Below are 23,322 nucleotides of genomic sequence, written 5' to 3' on the forward strand. Positions count from 1 at the left end.
GACCTCAGAACCACATTTTGAGGGCATCAGCTGCCAGTTCGCGCTTGCGGGGGCGGGGGGAGCTAACCCGGGACGCCGTAGCGGTGTTCGGGGCGGCCGGTGGTCCCGTAGCGCAGCTGGATCTCGACGGCGCCGTCGTCCGCGAGCGAGGACAGGTACCGTTGCGCCGTGGCGCGGGAGACGCCCACCTTGTCCGCCACCTCGGACGCCGAATACTGCTCCCCGGGCTGCAGCGATTCCAGCACGGCAGCCTCCGTCGCGGAGCGCGGCTTCGCCGTCGGCGCCACATCGCCGGGGATCAGCGCCCGCTTGGCGCGTTCAATGGTCGCCTGGTCCACGGCCATCTGGTGCCCCAGGATCCGCCGGTAGCGGGCATACGAGCGCAGCTGCTGGGACAGGGATTCGGACGTGAAGGGCTTCAGCAGGTAAGCCAGGGCTCCGCGGCGCAGTGCCACCTTGATGGAGGCGGCGTCCGAGGCCGCGGTCAGCATCATGGCGTCGACGTCCAGCTGGCCAAGCAGGTCAAGGCCCGAACCGTCCGGCAGGTAGACGTCCAGCAGTACCAAGTCCGGGCGCAGGCTGTGGATCGCCTGCAAGGCCTGCGACACCGAACCCGCCGGCGCCAAGGCCATGAACCCGGCCACGGAATCCACGTAGGCCGCATGAAGCCTTGCCACGTGGAAGTCGTCATCCACGATCAGCACCCTCAAATCCTCAACCACTGCCGTCCTTCCTCGTTTCCGTCGTGCGGCCCATGACCCCTGGAATGGTGGCCATGAACACTGCGCCCGGTCCGCCCGCGGTGCCGGCCTCCAGTACGCGGATATCGCCGCCCCGGCGCCGCGCGAGCTGCCGCACCAGCGCCAGCCCCAGGCCGTGCCCGCCCCCGGCGCGCGCCGGGTGTTCCGGCGTCTGTCCCGACGTCGTGAAGCCTTCCGCGAAGACCTCCTCCGGGTCCAGGTTCCCCAGCCCGTCGCCCGAGTCCCCGACGACGATGTGCAGCGTTCCGCCGTCGTCGTCCGCATCGTCCAGAAGCTCAAGTTCCACCCAGCGTTCCGCCGCGGTACCGGCGACGGCGGCGCTGACGGCGTTGTCGATCAGGTTTCCCAGCACGGTGGTGACGTCCTGCGGGTCCGCCACGTTGCCGCGGACCAGGGTTTCCGGGCCGATCCGCAGCGCCACCCCGCGCTCATTGGCCTCGACGCCCTTGGCGCCCACGAACGCCTGCAGATAGGGGTCCTGGAGCAGCTCCGCCTGTTCCACCGGGAACTTCAGCGGGCCGGTGGCGGCGAGGCGGGCGAGGTAGTCCCGGGCCTGTTCGTGCTGGCCGATGCTCATAAAGCCTGCAATGGTGTGCAGCTGGTTGGCGAACTCGTGCCGCTGGGCGCGCAAGGCCGTGGACATGGTTCCAACAGCGTCCAGCTGGCGGGTCAGTTGCTGCAGCTCGGTGCGGTCGCGCAGCATCACCACCCAGCCGAGGTCCTCCTTGCGGTGCCAGGCCTTGCGGGCGCTGGCCACGAGGACCCGCCCGCCGGCCACGAGTTCCATGGCCCCCGCGTCCTGGGCCGCAGGCTGGGTCAGCTGCTTCAGCTGCGCCGGGACGGCGGCCTCGGACCAGCGCTGGCCCGTTGCGTCGGGAAGGTCCAGCAGCCGTCCGGCGGCCGCGTTGAAGACGCTGATGCGGCCATCGGCGGAGATGCCGATGACGCCGTCGTCCACGCCCTGCAGCACCGCCACCTGGTCGTGCACCAGAGTGCTGATTTCCTCGGGCTCCAGCCCCAGGGTCAGCCGCTGCAGGCGCCGGCGCAGCAGGAAGGAGGCGAGCACGCCGGCCAGCAGCGCTCCGCCTGCGGTGAGGGCGATCGGGACGATGTCGCGCGCCAGGCTTTGGCCCAGCGATTCCATCGAATAGCCCACGCTGACCTCGCCGACGATGGCCGGCGGTCCGCCGCCGCCTTCGGGGGCGTAGACGGGAACCTTGGCGCCGGCGGACGGGCCCAGCGTCCCGGTGTTCCGGGTGGTCACTTCCTGGCCGCCGAGGGCCACGGAGGGGTCGGTGCTGACGCGTTCGCCAAGCCGGGCCTGATCCGGGTGGGCCAAGCGCAGGCCGGTCTCGTCGGTGATCACCACGAACAGGGCGCCCGTGCGGAGACGGGCGGCCTCGGCAGCGGCCTGGAGGGGACCGGCGGCCAGCACGGGAGCCGGCGGCGTGCCCACTTCCTTGCTGATGGCCTGGACGGCGGAGCGGATGTCCGGATCCGAAGCCACCGTCCGGGCGAGCGTCAGTGCCTGGTTCTCGGCCTCGTCGCCGATCCGCACGTACACCAGCCAGCCATGGACCGTGCCGCTGAGCAGCACCACCAGCAGCACGACACCCAGCTGCAGGAGCAGGGTCTGGGTGGAGAAACGCATGGCGAGCCGTGGCACCCGGGCTCCTTCCGCCGTCGTACGCGCTCGCAGCTGCGGGGGCAGCCGCGGCGCTGGCAATCAAACTTCTTCTGCCCATCTTAGGCACTGAGCACAATGAGCAAAACGCTGGGAATGAGCAGTATGCCGATCAAATCCCGCAAAGCCCGGACTGTGGCGCCCGCCACTATAGCGTCTGTATTGCGCATCACACCGAAGTGACGCCGTTCACAGTAGTAAGGAGCCGGCCGTGCTGGTTTTGCTTGGATTCGCAATGATTGCGGTATTCATGGTCCTGATCATGACCAAAAAGTTGACGCCGGTTTTGGCGCTGATCATCGTCCCCACCATCTTTGGCCTCTTCGCCGGGGCCGGCCTCGGCCTCGGCCCCATGGTCATGGACTCGATGAAGTCCATGACGTCCACGGCCGCGCTCCTGATGTTCGCGATCATCTACTTCGGCCTCATGATCGACGTCGGACTCTTCGACCCCCTGGTGAAGTTCATCCTCCGCAAGCTCGGCAACGACCCCGCCAAGGTTGTCCTCGGCACGGCCATCCTCGCTGCCGCAGTCTCCCTGGACGGCGACGGCTCCACCACCTTCATCCTCACCACTGCTGCCATGCTCCCTGTCTACCTGCGCCTGAAGATGAGCCCCGTGGTCCTCACCTGCGTGGCCGGCCTGGCCAACGGCACCATGAACATCCTGCCGTGGGGCGGCCCCACCGCCCGTGCGGCCACCGCCCTGAAGATCGATGTCAACGACGTCTTCGTCCCGATGATTCCGTCCCTCATCGCCGGCCTTGTGGTGGTCTTCGTCTTCGCCTGGCTTCTCGGCCTGCAGGAACGCAACCGGCTCCGTAGCACCGTCCCCGAGATCTGGGGCGACGTCGCGGACCCGTCGGACATGTTCGACGGCGGTGCCGGCCGCGGCGGTTCTGCTGCCGGCCGCTCCGGCTCCAGCCAGCCCGCAGGCAAGCCGGGCACCGGCGGCGTCGCGGTCCTGGAACGCACCGAGATCCTCGTCGAAGGCACGGAAACAGACAGCAACACCGCCATGGCCGACACGGCCCTGGACCCCAACCGCAAGACGCTGCGCCCCAAGCTCTTCTGGTTCAACCTCGGCCTCACCGCCGCAGTCATGGTGGTGCTCGTCGCCAACATCGTGCCGCTGCCGTTCGTCTTCATGGTGGGCTCCGCCATCGCCCTGCTGGTGAACTTCCCCAAGGTCAAGGAACAGGGCGCCCAGCTGGTGGCCCACGCCCCCTCCATCGTGGCCGTGGTCAGCATGGTCATGGCCGCAGCCGTCCTCACCGGCGTGCTCAACGGCACCGGCATGGTCAAGGCAATGTCGGAATGGCTCGTCCAGATCATCCTCGCGGACATGGGTCCGTTCATGGCCGTCATCACCGGCCTGCTCAGCATCCCCATGACGTTCTTCATGAGCAACGACGCCTTCTACTTCGGCGTCCTCCCCGTCCTCAGTGAAACCGCAGCCCACTACGGCATCGGTGCCGCCGACATGGCCCGCGCCTCCATCACCGGCCAGCCCTTCCACATGCAGAGCCCCCTGGTCCCCGCGATCCTCCTGCTGGTCTCCCTCGCAAAGGTAGACCTGGGCGACCACCACAAAAAGGTCCTCTGGCGCACGGCAGTCATCTCGGTAGTCATGCTGGCAGTAGGAATGCTGACAGGAGCCATCGGCATCGGCTAGCCAACGACGACAAACAAAAACAAAACGAGACAGCAGAGTGCGAATGGTCCGCACTCTGCTGTCTCGCGTGTTTGGGGTCGGGCGACACCGGAACAGCAAGCCGCGCACATCGGCGCCAGGACGGCCATCCGGCAGCGTGCGTCTAAGGGAGGAACGACCGAGCACGCAGAGGATGGGCGACCTGGCGACGGAAGGCGACCATGGCAAGCGACGCAAGGCGCCCGGCAGGCGGTGCAACCAACGTAGACTAGTCCGGAAAACCATTTGAACTTTGCAGGGGAGATCCATGGCTGCGATCAACCGTGACGACGTCGCGCACCTCGCGCGTCTCGCTCACATTGAAATGAGTGCCGAAGAGCTGGACAGGATGGCGGTCGAACTCGCCGTCATCGTTGATTCGGTCAAGACCGTAAGCGAAGCCGCCGGTGACGATGTCCCGGCAACGTCCCACCCGATTCCGTTGAGCAACGTGTTCCGCGAAGACGTTGTGGGCCACACGTTCACGGCCGAACAGTCCCTGTCCGGCGCGCCTGACGCGTACGAGGGCCGCTTCAAGGTCCCGGCAATCCTGGATGAGGACTAAGCGAATGACTGAACTGAACAGCACCGGACTTAACAGCGCCGGACTCATCCGCCTCTCGGCCGCGCAGCTCGCAGCCAAGCTGGCCGCCCGCGAGGTCACCTCCGTCGAGGTCACCCAGGCCTACCTGGACCGCATCGCCGCCGTGGACGGACAGGTCAACGCCTTCCTGCACGTCAACGCCGAGGAAGCCCTCGCCGTTGCCGCCGAGGTCGACGCGATCCGCGCCGCCGGTGGCACCGCCGCAGAAGAGCTCCACGAGCTCGCCGGTGTGCCGATCGCCGTCAAGGACCTCATCGTCACCATCGGCCAGCCCACCACGGCCGGCTCCAAGATCCTTGAAGGCTGGCACAGCCCCTATGACGCCACCGTCATCAAGAAGCTGCGCGCCGCCAAGATGCCGATCCTCGGCAAGACCAACCTGGACGAGTTCGCCATGGGTTCCTCCACGGAGCACTCGGCCTACGGCCCCACGCGCAACCCCTGGGACCTGGACCGCATTCCGGGCGGATCGGGCGGTGGCTCCGCGGCCGCCGTCGCCGCCTTCGAAGCGCCGCTGGCCCTCGGCACGGACACCGGCGGATCCATCCGGCAGCCCGGCGCCGTCACCGGCACCGTGGGCATGAAGCCCACCTACGGTGCTGTTTCCCGCTACGGCGCCATTGCCATGGCGTCCTCGCTGGACCAGATCGGCCCGGTATCGCGCACGGTGCTGGACTCCGCCCTGCTGCAGGAAGTCATCGGCGGCCACGACCCCTTCGACTCCACCTCGCTGACGGACCCCTTCGACAACCTGGTGGCCGCTGCCCGCACCGGCAACGTCACCGGCATGAAGATCGGCATCATCAAGGAACTCCACGGCGAGGGCTACCAGGCCGGCGTCGAGAACCGCTTCAACGAGTCCCTTGAGTTGCTCAAGGAAGCCGGCGCGGAAATCGTCGAGGTGTCCTGCCCCAACTTCCAGTACGCCCTGGGCGCCTACTACCTGATCATGCCGTCCGAGGTGTCCAGCAACCTGGCCAAGTTCGACGGCGTCCGCTTCGGCCTGCGCGTGCTGCCCAAGGACGGCCCCATGACCATTGAGCGCGTCATGGCCGCCACCCGCGCCGCGGGCTTCGGCGAGGAAGTCAAGCGCCGCATCATCCTGGGCACGTACGCCCTGAGCGCCGGCTACTACGACGCGTACTACGGCTCCGCGCAGAAGGTCCGTACCCTCATCCAGCGCGACTTCGACGCCGCGTTCGCGCAGGCCGACGTTCTGATCTCGCCCACGGCGCCCACCACGGCGTTCAAGCTGGGGGAGAAGCTGGACGACCCGCTGGCCATGTACCTGAACGACGTCGCCACCATCCCGGCCAACATGGCCGGCATCCCGGGTCTTTCCCTGCCCGGCGGCCTGGCCGACGAAGACGGACTGCCGGTCGGCATCCAGCTGCTGGCCCCGGCCCGCGAGGATGCCCGCCTGTACCGCGTCGGCGCGGTCCTTGAGTCCCTGCTCGAAGAGAAGTGGGGCGGCCCGCTGCTGGACCGTGCCCCGGTTCTGAGTGCCGCTTCCACAACCGCGGGAGGTTCCAACTAATGTCTGTTGACGCAACCCTGAGCTTCGAAGAAGCCATGGAAAAGTACGATCCCGTCCTGGGGTTCGAGGTCCACGTGGAGCTCAACACCAAGACCAAGATGTTCTCCTCGGCCCCGAACGTGTTCGGCGACGAGCCGAACACCAACGTCAACGAGGTGGACCTGGGCATGCCCGGCGTCCTGCCCGTGGTGAACAAGGCTGCGGTGGAGTCCTCCATCAAGATCGGCCTTGCCCTGAACTGCAAGATCGCCGAGACCTGCCGCTTTGCCCGGAAGAACTACTTCTACCCGGACACCCCCAAGAACTTCCAGACCTCCCAGTACGACGAGCCCATCGCGTACGACGGCTACCTGGACATTGAACTTGAGGACGGCACCGTGTTCCGCGTGGAGATCGAGCGCGCGCACATGGAAGAGGACGCAGGCAAGCTCACGCACATGGGCGGCGCCTCGGGCCGCATCCAGGGTGCCGACTACTCGCTGGTGGACTACAACCGCTCCGGCGTGCCGCTGGTGGAAATCGTCACCAAGCCGATCGAAGGCGCGGGCAGCCGGGCACCCGAGCTGGCCAAGGCCTACGTGGCCGCCGTCCGCGAAATCGTGAAGAACCTGGGCGTTTCCGACGCCAAGATGGAACGCGGCAACGTCCGCTGCGACGCCAACGTGTCCCTGCGCCCGCACGGCCAGGAACGCTTCGGCATCCGCTCCGAGACCAAGAACGTGAACTCGCTGCGCGCCGTCGAGCACGCTGTGCGTTACGAGATCCAGCGCCACGCCGCCGTCCTGGAGTCCGGCCAGCCGATCATCCAGGAAACGCGCCACTGGCACGAGGACACGCGCTCGACGACGTCGGGCCGCGCCAAGTCCGACGCCGACGACTACCGCTACTTCCCGGAGCCTGACCTGGTTCCCGTTGTCGCCTCGCGCGAGTGGGTCGAGGAACTGCGCGCCACGCTGCCCGAGCCGCCGGCCGAGCGCCGCAAGCGCCTCCAGGCCGACTGGGGCTACTCGGACCTGGAATTTCGCGACGTCGTCAACGCCGGCGTCATGGACTCCATCGAGGAGACCATCGCAGCCGGCGCCAGCGCCGACGTCGCCCGCAAGTGGTGGATGGGTGAGATCGTGGGCCGGGCCAAGGCCGCCGACGTCGATCCCGCCGAACTCGGCGTGACCCCGCAGGTCATCGTGGAACTGAACCAGCTCATCGAAGACGGCAAGATCAACAACAAGATGGCCACCCAGGTCCTGGACGGCGTCCTCGCCGGCGAAGGTGCTCCGGCGGAGATCGTGGAGAAGCGCGGCCTCGCAGTCGTGTCCGACGACGGCCCCCTGCTGGAAGCCATCGACGCCGCCCTGGCGGCCCAGCCCGACGTCGCGGAGAAGATCCGCGGCGGCAAGCTGCAGGCCATCGGCGCGATCGTCGGCGGCGTCATGAAGGCCACCCGTGGCCAGGCCGACGCGGCCCGTGTCCGCGAACTGATCCTGGCGAAGCTCGGAGTTGAGGGCTAGCAGAAGGCCAAGCCACGCGTTTTAACCCAACTGGGTCGCAGTTAACGTCGTTCTGAACGCTCAAGACGACAACAACTGCGACCCAGTTGTCTTTGTGGACTCACCGCCGCGCAAAGTCACAGCCAGAACACAGGATCAGGGTCCATCATTGAGGTGTCAGCCCAGCGCTGGCTGCTGAAAGGAAGCGGGCCATGTCAACCATGACGCCGGGCCTTCGGAAGGCCCTCATCGCAGGCGGGGTCGCCGTCGCACTGACCGGTGGCGGGGCAGCCACCGTGTGGGCGGGCACCCAGCCCAGCCCCTCGCCGTCGGGCTCGTCCCCCTCCGCCACCGCAACGCCGAGCCCCGCACCCAGCGGCTCCCCAGGCAAAAGCCTCGGCCTGGGCCGGCTGCACGGGCACGGCATCCACGGAGAGTTCACCGTCAAGGACAAGGACGGAAACTACCGGACCGTGGTGACGCAGAGCGGCGCCGTGGAATCCGTGAACGATTCCTCCATCACCGTGAAGAGCGAGGACGGCTTCACCCAGAGCTACGCCATCAACGGTGACACACGCATCGTGAAGATCCCCGAGGACGTTTCACAGTTGCGCAACGGCAAGGGCAAGCCGGACCTGCCCGCCGCCACGGCCGCCGACCTCAAGGCCGGGGACATGGTGCGCATCGCAGGAACCAAGGACGGCAGCACGGTGACCGCCACGTCCATCGTGGCAGGACAGCTCCCTGACAAGCTGCCCGGCAACGGCAACGGCAACGGCAAGTTCAAGGGTCCGGGCCACCACTTCGGGCACAACCGTGGGCAGAACTCCGGGCAGAACCCCTAGGCTGCCACAGTCCTGAAACCTAGGTTGCCGCTCGCGGAATCGGGGGAGTTCGAGCTTCTGGCGGCCACCCGGTAGCGGTTGCAGTACGAGTCGTGGCAGAGGTAGGAGCCGCCCCGCATGACGCGGCCCCGGCCGATGGTGGGCCCCTGCGGGTCGGTGGCCAATCCCTCCTTATGGCACGTGCGGTAGTACTTGGGCAGGAACCAGTCGCTGCACCATTCCCACACGTTCCCGCTGGTTTGGTACAGACCGTAGCCGTTCGGGGCGAAGCTCCGCGCGGGCGCCGTGGTGAGGTAGCCGTCCTCCTGGAGATTGCTGGTGGGGAATTCGCCTTGCCAGATGTTGCAGTTGTTCTTCCCGGCCCCTGACGATCCGGCATTGTGGAGCTCGTCGCCCCAGGGGTAGCGCCGGCCGGCCAGGCCCCCGCGCGCCGCAAATTCCCATTCGGCCTCGCTGGGCAGCCGGCGGCCCGCCCAGGCGCAATAGGCCAGGGCATCGCTGTGCGACACCTGGGTGACGGGATGGTCCGGTATGTCCTGCCAGGAGGACAGGGGCCCCGCCGGACGCGCCCAGCTGGCGCCGCGGACGTTGAGCCACCACGGGGCGCCGACAACCCGGTTCAGGATGTCCTGCGGCGCGGCCTTGACTGCGAGGTGGAACACCGCGGAGGTGCCATGGAGCTCGGACTCTGTGCGGTACCCGGTGGCGTCCACGAAGGCCGCGAAGGCCTGGTTGCTCACGGCGGTGGCGTCGATCCGGAAGGCTGCAACGGCGACGTCGTGGACGGGGGTCTCGCCGTCGGAAGCGTAGCCCTCGTTGAAGAGATCGCCCATGGCAAAGACGCCTCCCGGCACCTCCACGTCATCATGCTGTCCTGCCGCGGGGAGCGCGCCGCTGCCGCCGGCGCTGTTTCCTGGGGCGGTGCCGGCAGCACGGGGCGCAATGTCAAGGAGGCCGACGTCGGCGCTGTTTCCGGCGCCCGGCGGCATTGGGACCATTCCGGTTTGCTCCCGGCCGTTGGGTGCAGGGCTGCAGCAGCTTGCCATGCCGGCCTTTCGCTCGTTGTGTGGCGGGGAACACCCCCGTCCATCTTAACCGCGTGGCTACCTTAACCGCGTGGCTACACGGGCGGATTGGTGACTAAAGATGATTCCTGTGCGCACTTGCGATCATGATCTTGCAAAGGAGACCGGAGTCACTTATGGTTTGTTAAACGGTTAACGAAGGTGGCGGGCATCACATTGCGTCACGGCCTTCAGCACATGAGGAGAAAGCATGAACTCGACGACGGAAGAAGCTCCGGCATTGCCGGAAGCGCGCCGGGTCCAGGTTCCGGTGGGAGGGCACAAGCCCGGCACCGGCAAGCGGAAGGGCAAGGCCGGCAAGGCGCCCTCGCAGAGCTTCCGGAACCGTCTGCGCCGCGACAAGCAGATGCTGCTCATGATGGTCCCCGGCGTAGTGTTCCTGCTCCTGTTCTTCTACATCCCGATCCTCGGCAACGTCATCGCGTTCCAGGATTACCAGCCCTACCTCGGCATCGGGGACAGCCTCTACGTCGGCTGGCAGAACTTCGTGGACCTCTTCGGCAACCCGGACTTCATCCGGGCCTTCCGGAACACGCTGTACCTGGCCGCCTGGCAGCTCGTTTTCCTGTTCCCGGTGCCGCTGATCCTGGCGCTGATCGTCGATTCGCTGATCAGCACGCGCGTCCGGCAGGTCTTCCAGAGCATCGCCTACCTGCCGCACTTCCTGTCCTGGGTGCTGGTCATCGCCTTCTTCCAGCAGATGCTGGGCGGTGCGGGCTTCATCAACAACACGCTGCGCCACATCGGCATGGACCCCATCCCGTTCATGACCAACCCGGACACGTTCCCGTTGCTGGTGGTTGTCCAGATGATCTGGAAGGACGCCGGCTGGGCCATGATCATCTTCCTGGCCGCCTTGGCCAGCATCGATGCCTCGCTCTATGAGGCGGCCGCGGTGGATGGTGCCGGCCGCTGGCGCCGCATGTGGCACATCACCCTTCCGGGCCTGCGCCCCGTGATCGTGCTCCTGCTCATCCTGCGGATCGGCGACATCCTCTCGGTCGGCTTTGAGCAGTTCATCCTGCAGCGCGATGCCGTGGGAGCCGGCGCAGCGGAAGTGCTGGACACCTTCACTTACTACACAGGAGTGATCGGCGGCGGCTGGAGCTCCGGTGCCGCGGCCGGCCTTGCCAAGGGCATCGTCGGAGCGCTGCTGATCTACGGCGCCAACAAACTGGCCCACCGCTTCGGCGAAGACGGAATTTTCGCAAAGCAAGCACGCTAATGCTCGGCTAGCCGCGCGGCTGCCGTACAAGGAGACCACCATGGCAACAACAACACTTTTCAAGAAGAAGCCCCGGGAGCTGAGCTACAACTCCAAGCGCCCCGTCTGGAAGGAACGCCCTTCCCCGCTGTACCAGACCGTCAAGGGCGTCATCCTGGTCCTGTTCAGCCTCTCGATCCTGGCCCCCATCCTGCTGGTGGTATCCACGTCCCTGGCGGACAATGAGCAGCTGGTCCGGGCAGGCGGCTTCGTCATGTGGCCCGAACGTCCCACCCTGGACGCCTACGCCACCATCTTCAAAGGCCCCATGGTGCTGCAGTCGCTCGGTGTGAGCCTCTTCATCACCGCCGTGGGCACCATTCTGGCGCTGTTCGTGACCATCACCATGGCCTACGCCACCAGCCGTTCCGTACTGTTTGGCCGCCCCGTGGTGCTGGCAGTGCTGTTCACCCTGCTCTTCGCTCCCGGACTCATCCCCTCGTTCCTGATGATCCGCGAGCTGGGCCTGCTTGACTCCATCTGGTCGCTGATCCTGCCCGGCATCTTCGGGGCCTTCAACTTCGTGGTCATGCGCTCGTTCTTCATGAACATCCCCGGCGAGCTCATCGAAAGCGCCAGGATCGACGGCGCCAACGACTGGCAGATCCTGTGGCGGATCGTCATGCCGCTCTCCAAAGCCGTGATCGCCGTCGTCGGCCTGTTCTACGCCGTCGGCTTCTGGAACTCCTTCTTCAACGCGCTGCTCTATATCAACGACCACAGCAAGTGGCCCATCCAGCTGCTGCTCCGCAACTTCGTGGTCCAGGGCAGCGGCGCCGCCGAACAGCTGGGAATCACCACCACCCCGCCGCCGCAGTCCATCCAGATGGCCGTCGTCGTGGTGGCCCTGGTCCCGATCCTGATGGTCTACCCGTTCCTCCAGAAGCACTTTGCCAAGGGCGTCATCACCGGCGCCGTCAAGGGCTAGCAGCCCGCCAACAAGACTGCAACACCAACCATGAAGCAAGTAACCAGAAAGGGTTATGCCATGACGAGCACTACCTCAGGACAGGCTGGATTCAGCCGCCGCGGCTTCCTCGGGCTCGCAGGCCTGGCTGTTACCGCAGCCGGCCTGTCCGCCTGCGGTGGTGGCGGCGCCGCGAGCTCCGGAGGCGCCGCTGCCTCCGCCTCGGTGAAGTTGCCCACGTACAAGGAATTCACCGGCCTCACCCCGGACCTGGCGGGCAACGCCAAGGGCCTGCAGGCCGCCTACTTCAAGCTGCCCACCCCGGTGCAGTCCGTCAAGGGCATGCCGCTCAAGGGCAAGGTGACCGGCCTGACCGAAACCTTCGACACCATGAGCCCGGCCATGAAGGACAACCCCTTCTGGCAGCGACTGAACGCCAAGCTCGGCGGTGACCTGGAACTGCAGATCGCCGAGGACATCGGAGACGGCTACCCGGCCAAGTTCGCCACCGTGCTGGCCAGCAACGACCTGCCGGACATGATGTGGGTCCCGCCGAACCAGGGCATCCCCAACGTCGGGCCGATGCTCGAGGCCAAGTTCCAGGACCTCACCCAGTACCTCTCCGGCGACGCCGTGCTCGAGTACCCCAACCTGGCCGCACTCAAGCCGGACTCCTGGAAGACCGCCGTCGTGAACGGCAAGATCTGGGGCGCGCCGATCCCCAGCACGCCGTTCGGCCAGGTCTACATCGGCAACCACGACACCTGGGCCCAGGTGGGCGGCTTCGAAGCCTCCAGCGCCGAGGAATTCCTGCAGAAGGCCAAGGAGATCACCCGTCCCGGCGAGCAGAAGTACGCGCTGGAACCGGCCTACATCAACGCCCTGCACATGGTCACCGAATGGTTCGGCGCCCCCAACGCCTGGGCCGTGAACAAGGACCGCACCCTGACCCACCTCTACGAGACCGAGCAGTACGCGGCCGGCGTGGAGTTCGTGGCCAAGATGTTCGCAGCCGGCGTGTTCTACCCGGACGCCCAGGCCACGGACATCCGCTCCCGCGTTGCCAACGGCAGCGTCGGTGCCCAGGTGTGCAGCGGCCCGCACGACATCCGCGGCTTCCGCGCCCTGAACAAGGGCGCCAAGTTCGACATCCTGGTCCCGTTCAGTGCGGACGGCAAGGTCAAGCCGACCTACGACATGGGCTACGGAACAGTCGGCTTCACGCCGTTCAAGAAGGCCGAGGAAGGCAAGATCCGCGAACTGCTCTCGCTCATCAACTACCTCTCCGCCCCGTTCGGCACGGTCGAATACATGCAGAAGAACTACGGCGAGCTGGGACACGACTACACACTGGACGCCACGGGCAACCCGGTCCGCACGGACACGGGCACCACCAACGCCCCGGGCCTGGTTTCCGCGCTGAACATCATGTCCAGCCCGGAGAATGTCATCTTCAACCCCGGGTTCGACGACGACACGCGCTACGTAAACCGGCAGGAGCAGAAGCTCCTCGAAATCGCCTGGCGCAACCCCACCAACGGTTCCTACTCGGACACCAATGCCAAGGTGGGTGCCAAGATCACCAAGCAGCTCCGCGACAAGGTGGTGGACATCATCACCGGCCGCGCGAAGATCGACGAGCTCAAGGACGGCGTCAAGCGCTGGAAGAGCGAAGGCGGCGACAAGATGCGCGAGGAATACCAGGCGTCGCTGGCATCCGACGCGCCGGTGTTCACGTCCTAGAATGAGCGCCAACTGCGGTGGCGGCGGATCGCCGCCACCGCAGGGCCATACAGACCCGGCCACGCAGGCGGGTGAACGAACGAACAAGGGGGAACCATGGCGAAGACAACAGGCACGGGCCAGCGGCCCACCATCCGCATGGTGGCGGAACTGGCAGGCGTCTCCACGGCCACGGTTTCCTACGTGCTGTCCGGGAGGCGCGGCGACGGCGGACCGGGCGTTTCGGACCCGACGGCGGACAAGGTCAAGTCGGCCGCGGAGCGGCTGGGGTACCGGCCCAACCAGGCCGCCCGGGCCATCCGCACGGGACGCACCAACACCGTGATCCTGTCGCTGACGATGCTCTCGGACCCGTGGTCCCTCTCGGTCATCGAGGCCGTGCAGCGGGCGGCCGCGCCCCTGGGGATCACGCCGATGATCCTCGGCGATGCGGAATGGGTCAAGGTCCTCGGCATCCACAGCGCTGACGCGGTCTTCGTGGACGCCGTGGGCGCGAAGGAGCGCGACGCACCGCGCCGGCTCGCTGCCACCGGAACCACCCTGGTGGTCTTTGACGAGCTGCTGGAACCGGAAGGCTTCGATGTCATCCGTTCGGTGGCCGGCCCCGGCTGCGAACTGGCCATGGAGCACCTGCTCAACGGCCACCGCAGGATCGGCTGCCTCGCTGCCGCGCCGTCAAGCGGGACACCTGCGGGTCCCCGTTACGAGGCCTACGCCAGGGCGCTTGAAGGAGCCGGGATTCCTGTCCGGCAGGATTACGTGGGCGGCTTCGACGGCACCACGGCCGGGGCCTACGCCGCTGCCACGCGCCTGCTCAGCCTGCCGGACCGGCCCACGGCCGTCTACGCCACCACGGACTTTGCGGCCGTCAGTGCCGTCAATGCCGCCCAGCGGCTCGGCCTGGCCGTCGGGAAGGACGTGGACATCATCGGTGTCGGCAACACCGTGGAGGGCGAGCGGATGTCGCCGTCACTGAGCAGCGTCGGCCCCGTGGACTTTTTCGACAGGCTCGCGCGGCTGCTCCTGCAGCGGGCCACGGGTGAAGGGTCCGACGCCGGGCCCGGTGTCCTCGACTTCCCCTGGCAGTTGTTCGTGCGGGAATCGGCCCCGCACCGCAGTGCCACCACACGACTTTATTGAGAATCAGCAGAAGGATATACAGGCAATGGAACAGGATTTGAAGGTTGGCATCGTGGGCTTCGGCCTGCGATCGGGGCTTTGGCGCCACGCGCACAAGCCGGGCCAGGGCTCCGAGGTCACGATCGTGTGTGACACGAGCGAACGCGGACGGGCCGATGCGGCGGAGCGCATCCCTACCGCACGTGTCACGGCGGACCTTGAGGAACTCCTCGGCAGCGGGATCGACGCCGTCCTGGTGCTGACCCCGGACAACCGGCATGCCGCCGTCGCGGTCCGGACACTCAAGGCCGGCATCGCCACCTTCTGCGAGAAGCCGCTGGACGTCACCGTGGAAGCCGCGGACCGCATCCTGCAGACCGCCTTCGAGACCGGAACCCGCCTGTACGTGGGCCACAACATGCGCCACATGCCGGTGGTGGTCCAAATGCGCCAGCTCATCGAGGAGGGCAGGATCGGCGAGGTCAAGGCCATCTGGTGCCGGCACTTCGTGGGCCACGGCGGCGACTACTACTTCAAGGACTGGCACGCCCAGCGCGCCAACGTCACCTCGCTGCTGCTGCAGAAGGGCGCCCACGATATCGACGTGATCCACTGGCTGGCCAACGGCTACACCAAGCGGGTTGCCGCCGTCGGCGATCTCGCGGTCTACGGCGGCGTGGGCAACCGGAGCAACAACGACGGCAAGCGCATGGGCGACTGGTTCTCCTTGGACAACTGGCCGCCCACCGAGCAGACGGACCTGGCCGAGACGATCGACGTCGAGGACATCTCCATGATGAACATGGTCCTGGACAACGGCGTGCTGGCTTCCTACCAGCAGTGCCACTTCACCCCGGACTACTGGCGGAACTACACGGTCATCGGCACCAAGGGCCGGATCGAGAACTTCGGCGACGGCCCGGGCGAGGCCATCAAGGTCTGGACCAGCCGCACCTCCGGCTTCGCCGAGCCGGATGAGACGGTGGAGATCCTGGACGGCGAAGGCGGCCACGGCGGCGCCGACCCGCTCCTGATCGAAGAGTTCCTGCGCTTCGCGGCCGAGGGCGGCCAGACCCGGACGAGCCCCATCGCGGCCCGCCAGGCAGTGGTGGCCGGCATCCTCGCCGCCGAATCCCTGCGCGGCGACGGCTCGGCCAAGGAGGTTCCGGCCCTGCCGGAGCCGCTCGTGGAGTACTTCGACGCCGGCCAGCCGGCCCTCGTCCGCGACTAACCCAAGTAAGTAGCGCCAACTGTCGTTTTGAGCGCTCAAAGCGACAGTTAGCGCTACCCAGTTGGGCCAACGCGGGCCAGATCTGTCATGACGGACTGCAGCGAATCGCAGACCGTCATGACCGATTTCCTTTTCAGCGTCTCGGGCCGGGCCAGGATGTCGATCTTGCGCACCGAGTTGACGCCGGCCAGCGGCCGCAGCACCACTCCCGCGTCCAGCACGCGCTGCGCCGTGAACCGCGGAAGCAGCCCGATCGCGCCGCCCGCGGACACGAGCGCCGCCACGGTGGAGTAGTCGTTGATCCGGTGCAGGACCTCCGCCGGGCGGCCGCTGACGGCCACGACGGCGGCCAGCACGTCCGCGGGGGAGTAACCGTCGCGGCTGGTCACCCAGGGCTGCCCGACGACGTCGGCCGGCTCCAGTTCGGACCGTGCGGCGAGCGGATGCCCGGCCGGAAGTGCGATGTCGAGCGGTTCGTCGGCCAGCGGAATGACCGTCACCTTTTCCCGCGGCCATGCGGGGCCGTGCGCCATGCGGTGGGCCAGGACGATGTCATAACGCGCCGTCAGTGCCGGAAATCCCTGTTGCGGGACATCTTCATCGGCCAGCCGTAAGCGGGGAACCCCCTCGCCGCCGGCGAGGAGCCGGGAGGCAAGGCGGCCGAACAGCGCCTGGCCGGCGCTGTGGAAGGCGCTCACGGAAACCGTCCCTGCCGGGTCATCGTGGTAGCCGCCGATTGCGGCGCGGGCATCGGCCATGGCGCGGACGACGGCGCCGCCGGCGTCCGCGAGGACCTGGCCGGCGTCCGTCAGGACGAGGTTCCGGCCTTCCTTCCTGGTGAGGGGCACCCCGGCGCTGCGCTGAAGAAGAGTGAGCTGCTGCGACACGGCGGAGGGGGTGACCATCATGGTCTCCGCCACGGCCTTGACGCTGCCGAGCTCACCGAGCTCGCGGAGGACTTGAAGCTGGCGAACATCCATGAGTCAAGACTAAAGTGTCGGCCCGGTTGATGTAGCCTTCCCTGAACTGTTGCGCCGCGCGAATCGCGCCGAGGCTCAGAGCCCGTTGCGGACCACTGTTCCCTGCGCAACGACGACGCGGACCTTTTCCAGCGCCGTGCCGTCGGTGAGCGGGTCGGCGTCGACCACTACGGCGTCCGCGAAACCGCCGCTGACCAGGCGGCCGGCCTGGCCCTCCCAGCCGAGTAGGCGGGCAGCGTGGGTGGTCGCCGAGCGCAGACCCTCCAGCGGCGACAATCCCGCCTCGGTGAGCAGCCGCACTTCGGTACCCAGGGGAGTGACGTCGGTGCCGAACGAGTCCGTGCCTGCCACCACGGTCACGCCGGCCTCGTGTGCCGCACGGACGGCAGCCTTGAGGATGGGCGTGTATTCCTGTCCGCGGGCCGCGAGGACCGGGTTGGCTGACCTGGCCATGCTGGTGATGGCGTCCATGGTGGGCGTGAAGAAGGTGCCACGGCGGGCCATCTCGGCAATGCTGGCCTCGGTGACGAAGACGCCGTGTTCGATGCTGCGGACGCCCGCGCGCACGGCGCCGTCGATCCCTTCGGCACTGTAGGCGTGGCACAGGACGCCGGCGCCGCGGGCCGCATTGACAACCGCCGAGAGCTGCTCGACGTCGTAGACCAGTTCACGGGGATCCTGCTCGGCGAGGCCTGCACGCGGGTTTGCCCGGGTCTTGATGACCTCGGCACCGCGCTTGAGGTTGACCCGCGTGAGGTAGGCCAGGTCTGAGGCGTCGACGACGCCGTGGGGGAGCGCCACGAGCGGGGCCAGGTCCGGGTCCGCAAGGACCGAGTCGCCAAGCTCCGGCGAAATGAAGAGTCCGGCGGGACGCATTCGCGGCGAGGCGCCCGGTGCCCACGCGGGAAGGCCTGCAAGTGCCACGTCCTGGTAGAAGCTGGAGGAGCCGCTGCGGATGCTCGTGGCGCCGCCCTGCAGGATGAGGCGCGTATCGGCGAGGGCGTTCGCGTGGACGTGGACGTCCACGAGGCCGGGGACCACCCAGCGCCCCGTGGCGTTGAGGACTTGTGCGCGGCCCGCGACGGCGGCAACGGCCTTGCGCGTGGCGTCCCGGGTCCCGACGGCGGCGACCTTGCCGCCGTCGAGCACCAGAACGCCGTCCACCACGGCATCGCCAGTGAGCGGGTCAACGATGGTGCCACCCTCGATCACGACGGCGCCGGGCGTCACCGGGCGGCCCGGGTAATTGGGAGCCGCGGGCGGCTCGGCGGCGTGCGCGGCCGGGGCCGAGGCCATCTGGGCCGCAACGCTGGCGACGGTGATTCCGGCGAGAGCCGTGGCGCCCGCGAGGATTCCCCGGCGGGACAGGCCCGCCGGCGGCAGGTCTTCGCTCGAATGGTCGTGGTTGCACATGGGCTTCTCCTTGGGGCAGGCCTGGGCGGGTGGCACCCATCACTCTATTTGGTATACCAAAGTAGTTTCAAGGTTTTTCGGAAAAAGACTTCCGGATCCCTAATGATTTAGCAATTCCTAAATTATTGAGTGAGATACTTGAGCTTGTTCTAAGCTTTCCGAGGGCATCTAATTGGAGCCATGAAGGCTCTCTACAAATCCGGCCCGCAGGCCGGTTTCGAACTCGTCGACCGCCCGGAACCCGAAGCCGGCCCCGGCGACGTCAAGATCCGCGTGATGACCACCGGCATCTGCGGCACGGACCTGCACATCCAGTCCTGGGATGCCTGGGCCCAAAGCATCATCGAAACCCCGCTGATCGCAGGCCACGAGTTCTACGGTGAAGTCGTGGCGATCGGCGAGGACGTCCGCGACGTCAAGGTGGGCGACCGCGTCTCCGGCGAAGGCCACGTTGTCTGCGGAATCTGCCGCAACTGCCGCGCCGGCCGCCGCCAGATGTGCATCCACACCGTCTCCGTGGGCGTGCAGCGCGACGGCGCCTTCGCCGAGTACGTCGTCATCCCGGAGACCAACGTCTGGGTCCACCACGACCCCTCCGTCACCCCGGAACTCGGCGCCATCTTCGACCCCTTCGGCAACGCCGTCCACACCGCACTGAGCTTCCCACTGGTGGGCGAGGACGTGCTCATCACCGGCGCGGGCCCCATCGGCCTCATGGCCATCGCCGTCGCCCGCCACGCAGGCGCCCGCAAGATCGCCATCACCGACGTCTCCGGCCCGCGGCTGGAACTCGCCCGCCAGATGGGCGTGGACCTGGCCATCGATGTGTCCAAGACCCGCGTCAAGGACGCCCAGAAGGAACTGGGCATGCGCGAGGGCTTCGACATTGGCCTGGAAATGTCCGGCCACCCCACGGCCTTGCCTGAGATGATCAACAACATGAACCACGGTGGCCGCATCGCCATGCTCGGCTTGCCGAGCCAGTCCATCGACATCGACTGGGGCAAGGTGGTCACCCACATGCTGACGCTGAAGGGCATCTACGGCCGCGAGATGTACGAGACCTGGTATGCCATGAGCGCCATGCTGTCCTCCAACCCCGCCCTGCACCGGAACATCTCCGCCGTCGTCACGGACAAGCTGTCCGCCGCCGACTGGGAGAAGGGCTTCGACATTGCCCGCGCCGGAACCGGCGGCAAGGTCGTCCTCGACTGGACCGAACTCTAGAGACCCCGGAAGCCAAGGAGCAAAGCACCATGTATTCAGCAATCAAAGACCAGCTGCAGGGCGAGCTGGACGAGATCCGCAGCGCCGGACTCTTCAAGACCGAACGCCACATCGATTCACCCCAGGCCAGCCACATCGCCGCCGGGCAGCTCGGCCAGCCCGCCGCCGCCGTCCTGAACTTCTGCGCCAACAACTACCTGGGCCTGGCCGACCACCCGGACATCATCGCCGCCGCCAAGTCCGCCATGGACGAGCGCGGCTTCGGCATGGCCTCGGTGCGCTTCATCTGCGGCACCCAGGACCTCCACCTCGAGCTCGAGGCGCGCGTCTCCAAGTTCCTGGGCACCGAGGACACCATCCTGTTCTCGAGCTGCTTCGACGCCAACGGCGGCGTGTTCGAGTCCCTCTTCGGCGCCGAAGACGCCATCATCTCCGACTCCCTGAACCATGCATCCATCATCGACGGCATCCGCCTGAGCAAGGCGCAGCGTTTCCGCTACGCCAACCAGGACATGGCGGACCTTGAGGCCAAGCTCATCGAGGCCACCACGCAGGCCACACCGGCCCGCCGGAAGATCATCGTCACGGACGGTGTCTTCTCCATGGACGGCTTCCTGGCCCCGCTGGAGGCGATCTGCGACCTCGCCGAGAAGTACGACGCCCTGGTCATGGTGGATGACTCCCACGCCGTGGGCTTCATGGGCTCCACCGGCGCAGGCACGCCTGAACACGCCGGCGTGTCGGACCGCGTGGACATCTACACCGGCACCTTCGGCAAGGCCCTGGGCGGCGCCTCCGGCGGCTACGTGTCCGGCCGCGGCGAGATCGTTGCCATGCTCCGCCAGAAGGCCCGCCCGTATCTGTTCTCCAACTCGCTCGCCCCGGCCATCGTCGCGGCCACCATCAAGGCCATCGAGCTGGTGCAGGGTTCCGGCGAGCTGCGCACGCGCCTGTTCGAGAATGCTGCCCTGTTCCGCCGCCGCATGAGCGAGGAAGGCTTCGAACTGCTCGACGGCGAACACGCCATCATCCCGGTCATGTTCGGCGATGCCGTGGTTGCCGCAAAGGTGGCCGACGAAATGCTCAGCCGCGGCGTGTTCGTGACGGCCTTCAGCTACCCCGTGGTGCCCAAGGGCGCCGCGCGCATCCGTGTCCAGCTCTCCGCCGCCCACAGCGCCGACGACGTCGAAGCCTGCGTCCAGGCGTTCATCAAGAGCCGGGCCGCAGTCGCCTGAAGCCCGGGAACCAGGCCGGCATTTCCCTGCCCCGATCAGTCCCCGTCTGGAAGGATGGAGCCATGGCTTCGAATTATGACGTGGTAATCGTGGGCGGCGGAATTGCCGGCCTGTCCTTGGCTTCTGCCCTGGCCGGGAAGTGCTCGGTGGCGCTGGTGGAGGCCGAGCAGTCGCTGGCCTTCCACACGTCCTCCCGCTCGGCCCGCCAGCTGATCCCCAGCTACGGTCCGCCCGTGGTGCAGGAACTCACCGTCCGCACGCTGGAGTTGTTGAAAGCCCGCGACGCCGAACTCCCGGAGCCGGTGCTGAGCCCGCGCAGCTTCATGCTGGTGGGCGAGGAAGCGATCGTCCGGGCCGAGTCCAGCGGCAACATGCATGCCATCACCCATGCCGAGGCACTCGGCCTGTGCCCCGTGCTCAGGCCGGAGTCCTTCACCGCGGCAGGCCTGGACACCGGCTCCTACGGCTGCAACGCGCCGCTGCTCCTGGAAGACCACCGCAGCCGTGCCGAGGCCGGGGGAGTGGACATCATCACCGGTGCCCGCGTCCACTCGGCCCAGCGGCTCGGCAGCGGCTGGCAGCTGGGCGCCGGCACCGAAGGCTTCCAGTCCGCCGTAGTGGTCAACGCGGCAGGTGCGTGGGCAGATGAGCTGGCCGTCATCAGCGGCGTGGAGAAGCTGGGACTCCAGCCGTTCCGCCGCACCGCGGCGATTGTCGACGTCGAGCAGCCGCTGGGTCCGGACACGCCCATGGTTGCCGCTGCGGATGACACCTACTATTTCAAGCCCGACGGCGGCCAGGTGCTGATCTCGCCATCCGAGACTGTGCCGAGCCGTGCCGAGGACGCCAAGCCGTACCCCGGCGACATCGAAAACCTCATCGCCCGCCTCAATTCCCTCACAACCCTCGGCATCCGTTCCGTGGACCGTGCCTGGACCGGGCTGCGCACCGAGGCGGCGGACGGGGTCCCAGTGGTGGGCTTCGACGCCGAGGCCCGGGGCTTCTTCTGGCTCGCCGGGCAGGGCGGCTACGGCTTCCAGACCTCCTCGGCCATCGCCGAGCTCGCGGCCGCCCTCGTCCTCGGCGAACTGTCCGGCAGGCCGTCCGGCCAGCACCCGGGCGCGGAGCAGAGTCCGGAATCCCGGACAGCAGAGGAGCTGGCTGCCGTGCGCTGGTCCATCCGGCGCTGAACAATGGGTTCATGAACGGGCACGCGAGCACACTCATCGGCAACATCGGCGAACTCATGACCCAGGACCTGGAGCACCGCGTCCTGAGGGACGCCGCCCTGGTGCTGGAAGGGGAGCGCATCTCCTGGATCGGCCCCTCCGCCGAGGCTCCGGCCGCCGACACGTTCGTGGACGCCGCCGGCCAGGCCGTGCTGCCCGGCTGGGTGGACTCCCACTCCCACCTCATCTTCGCAGGCGACCGCACCGCCGAGTTCGAGGCCCGCATGGCGGGCCAGAGCTACAGTGCCGGCGGCATCGCCGTGACCACCGGAGCCACCCGCGGAGCCAGCGACGAGGAGCTCACGCGCCTGGTGGCCGGACGCGTCGCCGAGGCGGTCTCACAGGGCACCACCTACCTGGAGAGCAAGACCGGCTATGGCCTGGACGTCGAGAACGAGGCCCGCAGCGCCCGCATCGCCGCGGCCGCCGTGGACGAAGTGACCTACCTGGGCGCCCACCTGGTGCCGGCAGGGGTGGACGCGGAGGAGTACACGGACCTCGTGTGCGGGCCGATGCTGGACGCCGTGCGCCCCTACGTCCGCTGGGCGGACGTCTTCTGCGAGCGCGGCGCCTTCACGGAGGATCAGTCCCGCCGCGTGCTGCAAGCCTGCCGGGACGCAGGCCTGGGCCTGCGGGTCCACGGCAACCAGCTCGGCGAGGGCCCGGGTGTGCAGCTCGCCGTGGAGTTCGGCGCGGCCAGCGTGGACCACGTCAACTACCTGTCCGACGCCGACATCCAGGCCCTCGCGGGCAGCTGGGCCGGCTGGGATGCCGCCGCCGGCACAGGAAGCCGCGGCACCGTGGCCACATGCCTGCCCGCCTGCGACCTCTCCACCCGCCAGCCGCTCGCCCCGGGCCGTGCCCTGATCGACGCCGGCGTCCAGATCGCCCTGGCGGCCAACTGCAACCCCGGCACCTCCTACACCAGCTCAATCGCATTCTGCGTGACCACGGCCGTGCTCCAGATGCACCTGAGCGTCCACGAGGCCGTCCGTGCGGCCACCTATGGCGGGGCGCTCGCCCTGGGCCGGGAGTCAGGGAACGACGTCGACGGCGAAAGGGCGGTGGGCTCCATCGCCGTCGGGCACCGCGCGGACCTGCACCTGCTCAAGGCGCCTTCTGCCACGCACCTGGCCTACCGGCCCGGCATCCCCCTGACCCAGGCCGTGTGGCGGGCAGGCGTGCGCGTCGTCTAGATAACAGCAACGCGGGGTCACCTAGCGCCTGTTCCGATCCCTCGGATGGGCGCTAAGTGACCCCGTGTTGTCTTAGGAACCC

The 23,322-nt window shown here is 67.5% G+C and carries 19 protein-coding genes; 14 read left to right on the plus strand and 5 right to left on the minus strand.

The window, feature by feature from the left end:
* Positions 1-62: 62 nt before the first annotated feature.
* Positions 63-722 carry a response regulator gene (locus NVV90_RS06425; RefSeq protein WP_258440360.1) on the minus strand — a complete coding sequence of 220 codons (660 nt, stop codon included), beginning with the start codon at positions 720-722 and terminating at the stop codon, positions 63-65.
* Entirely contained in the window at positions 715-2,412 is a 1,698-nt protein-coding gene (locus tag NVV90_RS06430) for an ATP-binding protein (protein ID WP_258441089.1), read from the minus strand. The genes NVV90_RS06425 and NVV90_RS06430 overlap by 8 nt, the downstream gene beginning before the upstream one ends.
* A 244-nt stretch (positions 2,413-2,656) precedes the next feature.
* Here NVV90_RS06430 and NVV90_RS06435 point away from each other — a divergent pair, with 244 nt between their 5' ends.
* The 5 genes from NVV90_RS06435 (at position 2,657) to NVV90_RS06455 (ending at position 8,611) form a co-directional block, all read left to right on the plus strand.
* Entirely contained in the window at positions 2,657-4,120 is a 1,464-nt protein-coding gene (locus tag NVV90_RS06435) for a CitMHS family transporter (protein WP_258440361.1), read from the plus strand.
* 286 nt (positions 4,121-4,406) lie between these two features.
* Complete coding sequence (gene gatC / locus NVV90_RS06440; RefSeq protein WP_258440362.1) at positions 4,407-4,703, plus strand: Asp-tRNA(Asn)/Glu-tRNA(Gln) amidotransferase subunit GatC; 297 nt, start codon at positions 4,407-4,409, stop codon at positions 4,701-4,703.
* Between the two features lie 4 nt (positions 4,704-4,707).
* Positions 4,708-6,279, plus strand: coding sequence for an Asp-tRNA(Asn)/Glu-tRNA(Gln) amidotransferase subunit GatA (gene gatA, locus NVV90_RS06445; protein ID WP_258440363.1), 1,572 nt, complete (start codon positions 4,708-4,710; stop codon positions 6,277-6,279).
* A complete protein-coding gene (gatB, locus tag NVV90_RS06450) occupies positions 6,279-7,787 on the plus strand; it encodes an Asp-tRNA(Asn)/Glu-tRNA(Gln) amidotransferase subunit GatB (protein ID WP_258440364.1) in 1,509 nt (502 codons plus the stop codon). The genes gatA and gatB overlap by 1 nt, the downstream gene beginning before the upstream one ends.
* A gap of 191 nt (positions 7,788-7,978) precedes the next feature.
* Entirely contained in the window at positions 7,979-8,611 is a 633-nt protein-coding gene (locus tag NVV90_RS06455) for a DUF5666 domain-containing protein (protein WP_258440365.1), read from the plus strand.
* Here the strand turns inward: NVV90_RS06455 and NVV90_RS06460 are convergent.
* Positions 8,608-9,600: a formylglycine-generating enzyme family protein gene (locus tag NVV90_RS06460; RefSeq protein WP_396125389.1), complete on the minus strand. Its 993-nt coding sequence runs from the start codon at positions 9,598-9,600 to the stop codon at positions 8,608-8,610. The two genes, NVV90_RS06455 and NVV90_RS06460, sit on opposite strands and share 4 nt — an antisense overlap.
* Positions 9,601-9,886: 286 nt before the next feature.
* On the opposite strand from NVV90_RS06460, the gene NVV90_RS06465 reads away from it, so the two are divergent.
* From NVV90_RS06465 to NVV90_RS06485, 5 genes are all read left to right on the plus strand, one after another.
* A complete protein-coding gene (locus NVV90_RS06465) occupies positions 9,887-10,921 on the plus strand; it encodes a sugar ABC transporter permease (protein ID WP_258440367.1) in 1,035 nt (344 codons plus the stop codon).
* A 40-nt stretch (positions 10,922-10,961) separates the two neighbouring features.
* On the plus strand, positions 10,962-11,888 hold the full coding sequence (locus tag NVV90_RS06470; protein ID WP_258440368.1) for a carbohydrate ABC transporter permease: 927 nt from the start codon (positions 10,962-10,964) through the stop codon (positions 11,886-11,888).
* 60 nt (positions 11,889-11,948) lie between these two features.
* Positions 11,949-13,610: a sugar ABC transporter substrate-binding protein gene (locus tag NVV90_RS06475; protein ID WP_258440369.1), complete on the plus strand. Its 1,662-nt coding sequence runs from the start codon at positions 11,949-11,951 to the stop codon at positions 13,608-13,610.
* Positions 13,611-13,706: 96 nt separating this feature from the next.
* Entirely contained in the window at positions 13,707-14,750 is a 1,044-nt protein-coding gene (locus NVV90_RS06480) for a LacI family DNA-binding transcriptional regulator (protein WP_258440370.1), read from the plus strand.
* Between the two features lie 25 nt (positions 14,751-14,775).
* Positions 14,776-15,960 (plus strand): Gfo/Idh/MocA family protein, encoded by a 1,185-nt coding sequence (locus NVV90_RS06485; protein ID WP_258440371.1) that lies wholly within the window; start codon positions 14,776-14,778, stop codon positions 15,958-15,960.
* Positions 15,961-16,013: 53 nt separating this feature from the next.
* Here the strand turns inward: NVV90_RS06485 and NVV90_RS06490 are convergent, their stop codons facing one another.
* Both NVV90_RS06490 and NVV90_RS06495 read right to left on the minus strand, forming a co-directional pair.
* Positions 16,014-16,940, minus strand: a complete 927-nt coding sequence (locus NVV90_RS06490; RefSeq protein ID WP_258440372.1) for a LysR family transcriptional regulator — start codon at positions 16,938-16,940, stop codon at positions 16,014-16,016.
* Between the two features lie 75 nt (positions 16,941-17,015).
* Positions 17,016-18,353 carry an amidohydrolase family protein gene (locus tag NVV90_RS06495; RefSeq protein WP_258440373.1) on the minus strand — a complete coding sequence of 446 codons (1,338 nt, stop codon included), beginning with the start codon at positions 18,351-18,353 and terminating at the stop codon, positions 17,016-17,018.
* A 180-nt stretch (positions 18,354-18,533) separates the two neighbouring features.
* On the opposite strand from NVV90_RS06495, the gene tdh reads away from it, so the two are divergent.
* The 4 genes from tdh (at position 18,534) to hutI (ending at position 23,240) form a co-directional block, all read left to right on the plus strand.
* The gene (gene tdh, locus NVV90_RS06500) at positions 18,534-19,580 is read left to right on the plus strand and encodes an L-threonine 3-dehydrogenase (protein WP_258440374.1); all 1,047 of its coding nucleotides are present in this window, start codon (positions 18,534-18,536) and stop codon (positions 19,578-19,580) included.
* Between the two features lie 29 nt (positions 19,581-19,609).
* Complete coding sequence (locus NVV90_RS06505; RefSeq protein ID WP_258440375.1) at positions 19,610-20,815, plus strand: glycine C-acetyltransferase; 1,206 nt, start codon at positions 19,610-19,612, stop codon at positions 20,813-20,815.
* 62 nt (positions 20,816-20,877) lie between these two features.
* Positions 20,878-22,005 carry an FAD-binding oxidoreductase gene (locus tag NVV90_RS06510; protein ID WP_258440376.1) on the plus strand — a complete coding sequence of 376 codons (1,128 nt, stop codon included), beginning with the start codon at positions 20,878-20,880 and terminating at the stop codon, positions 22,003-22,005.
* An 11-nt stretch (positions 22,006-22,016) separates the two neighbouring features.
* Positions 22,017-23,240 (plus strand): imidazolonepropionase, encoded by a 1,224-nt coding sequence (gene hutI / locus NVV90_RS06515; protein WP_258440377.1) that lies wholly within the window; start codon positions 22,017-22,019, stop codon positions 23,238-23,240.
* Positions 23,241-23,322: the final 82 nt, after the last annotated feature.

This window comes from Arthrobacter sp. CJ23, from assembly GCF_024741795.1.
In the GTDB taxonomy this organism is placed as follows: domain Bacteria; phylum Actinomycetota; class Actinomycetes; order Actinomycetales; family Micrococcaceae; genus Arthrobacter.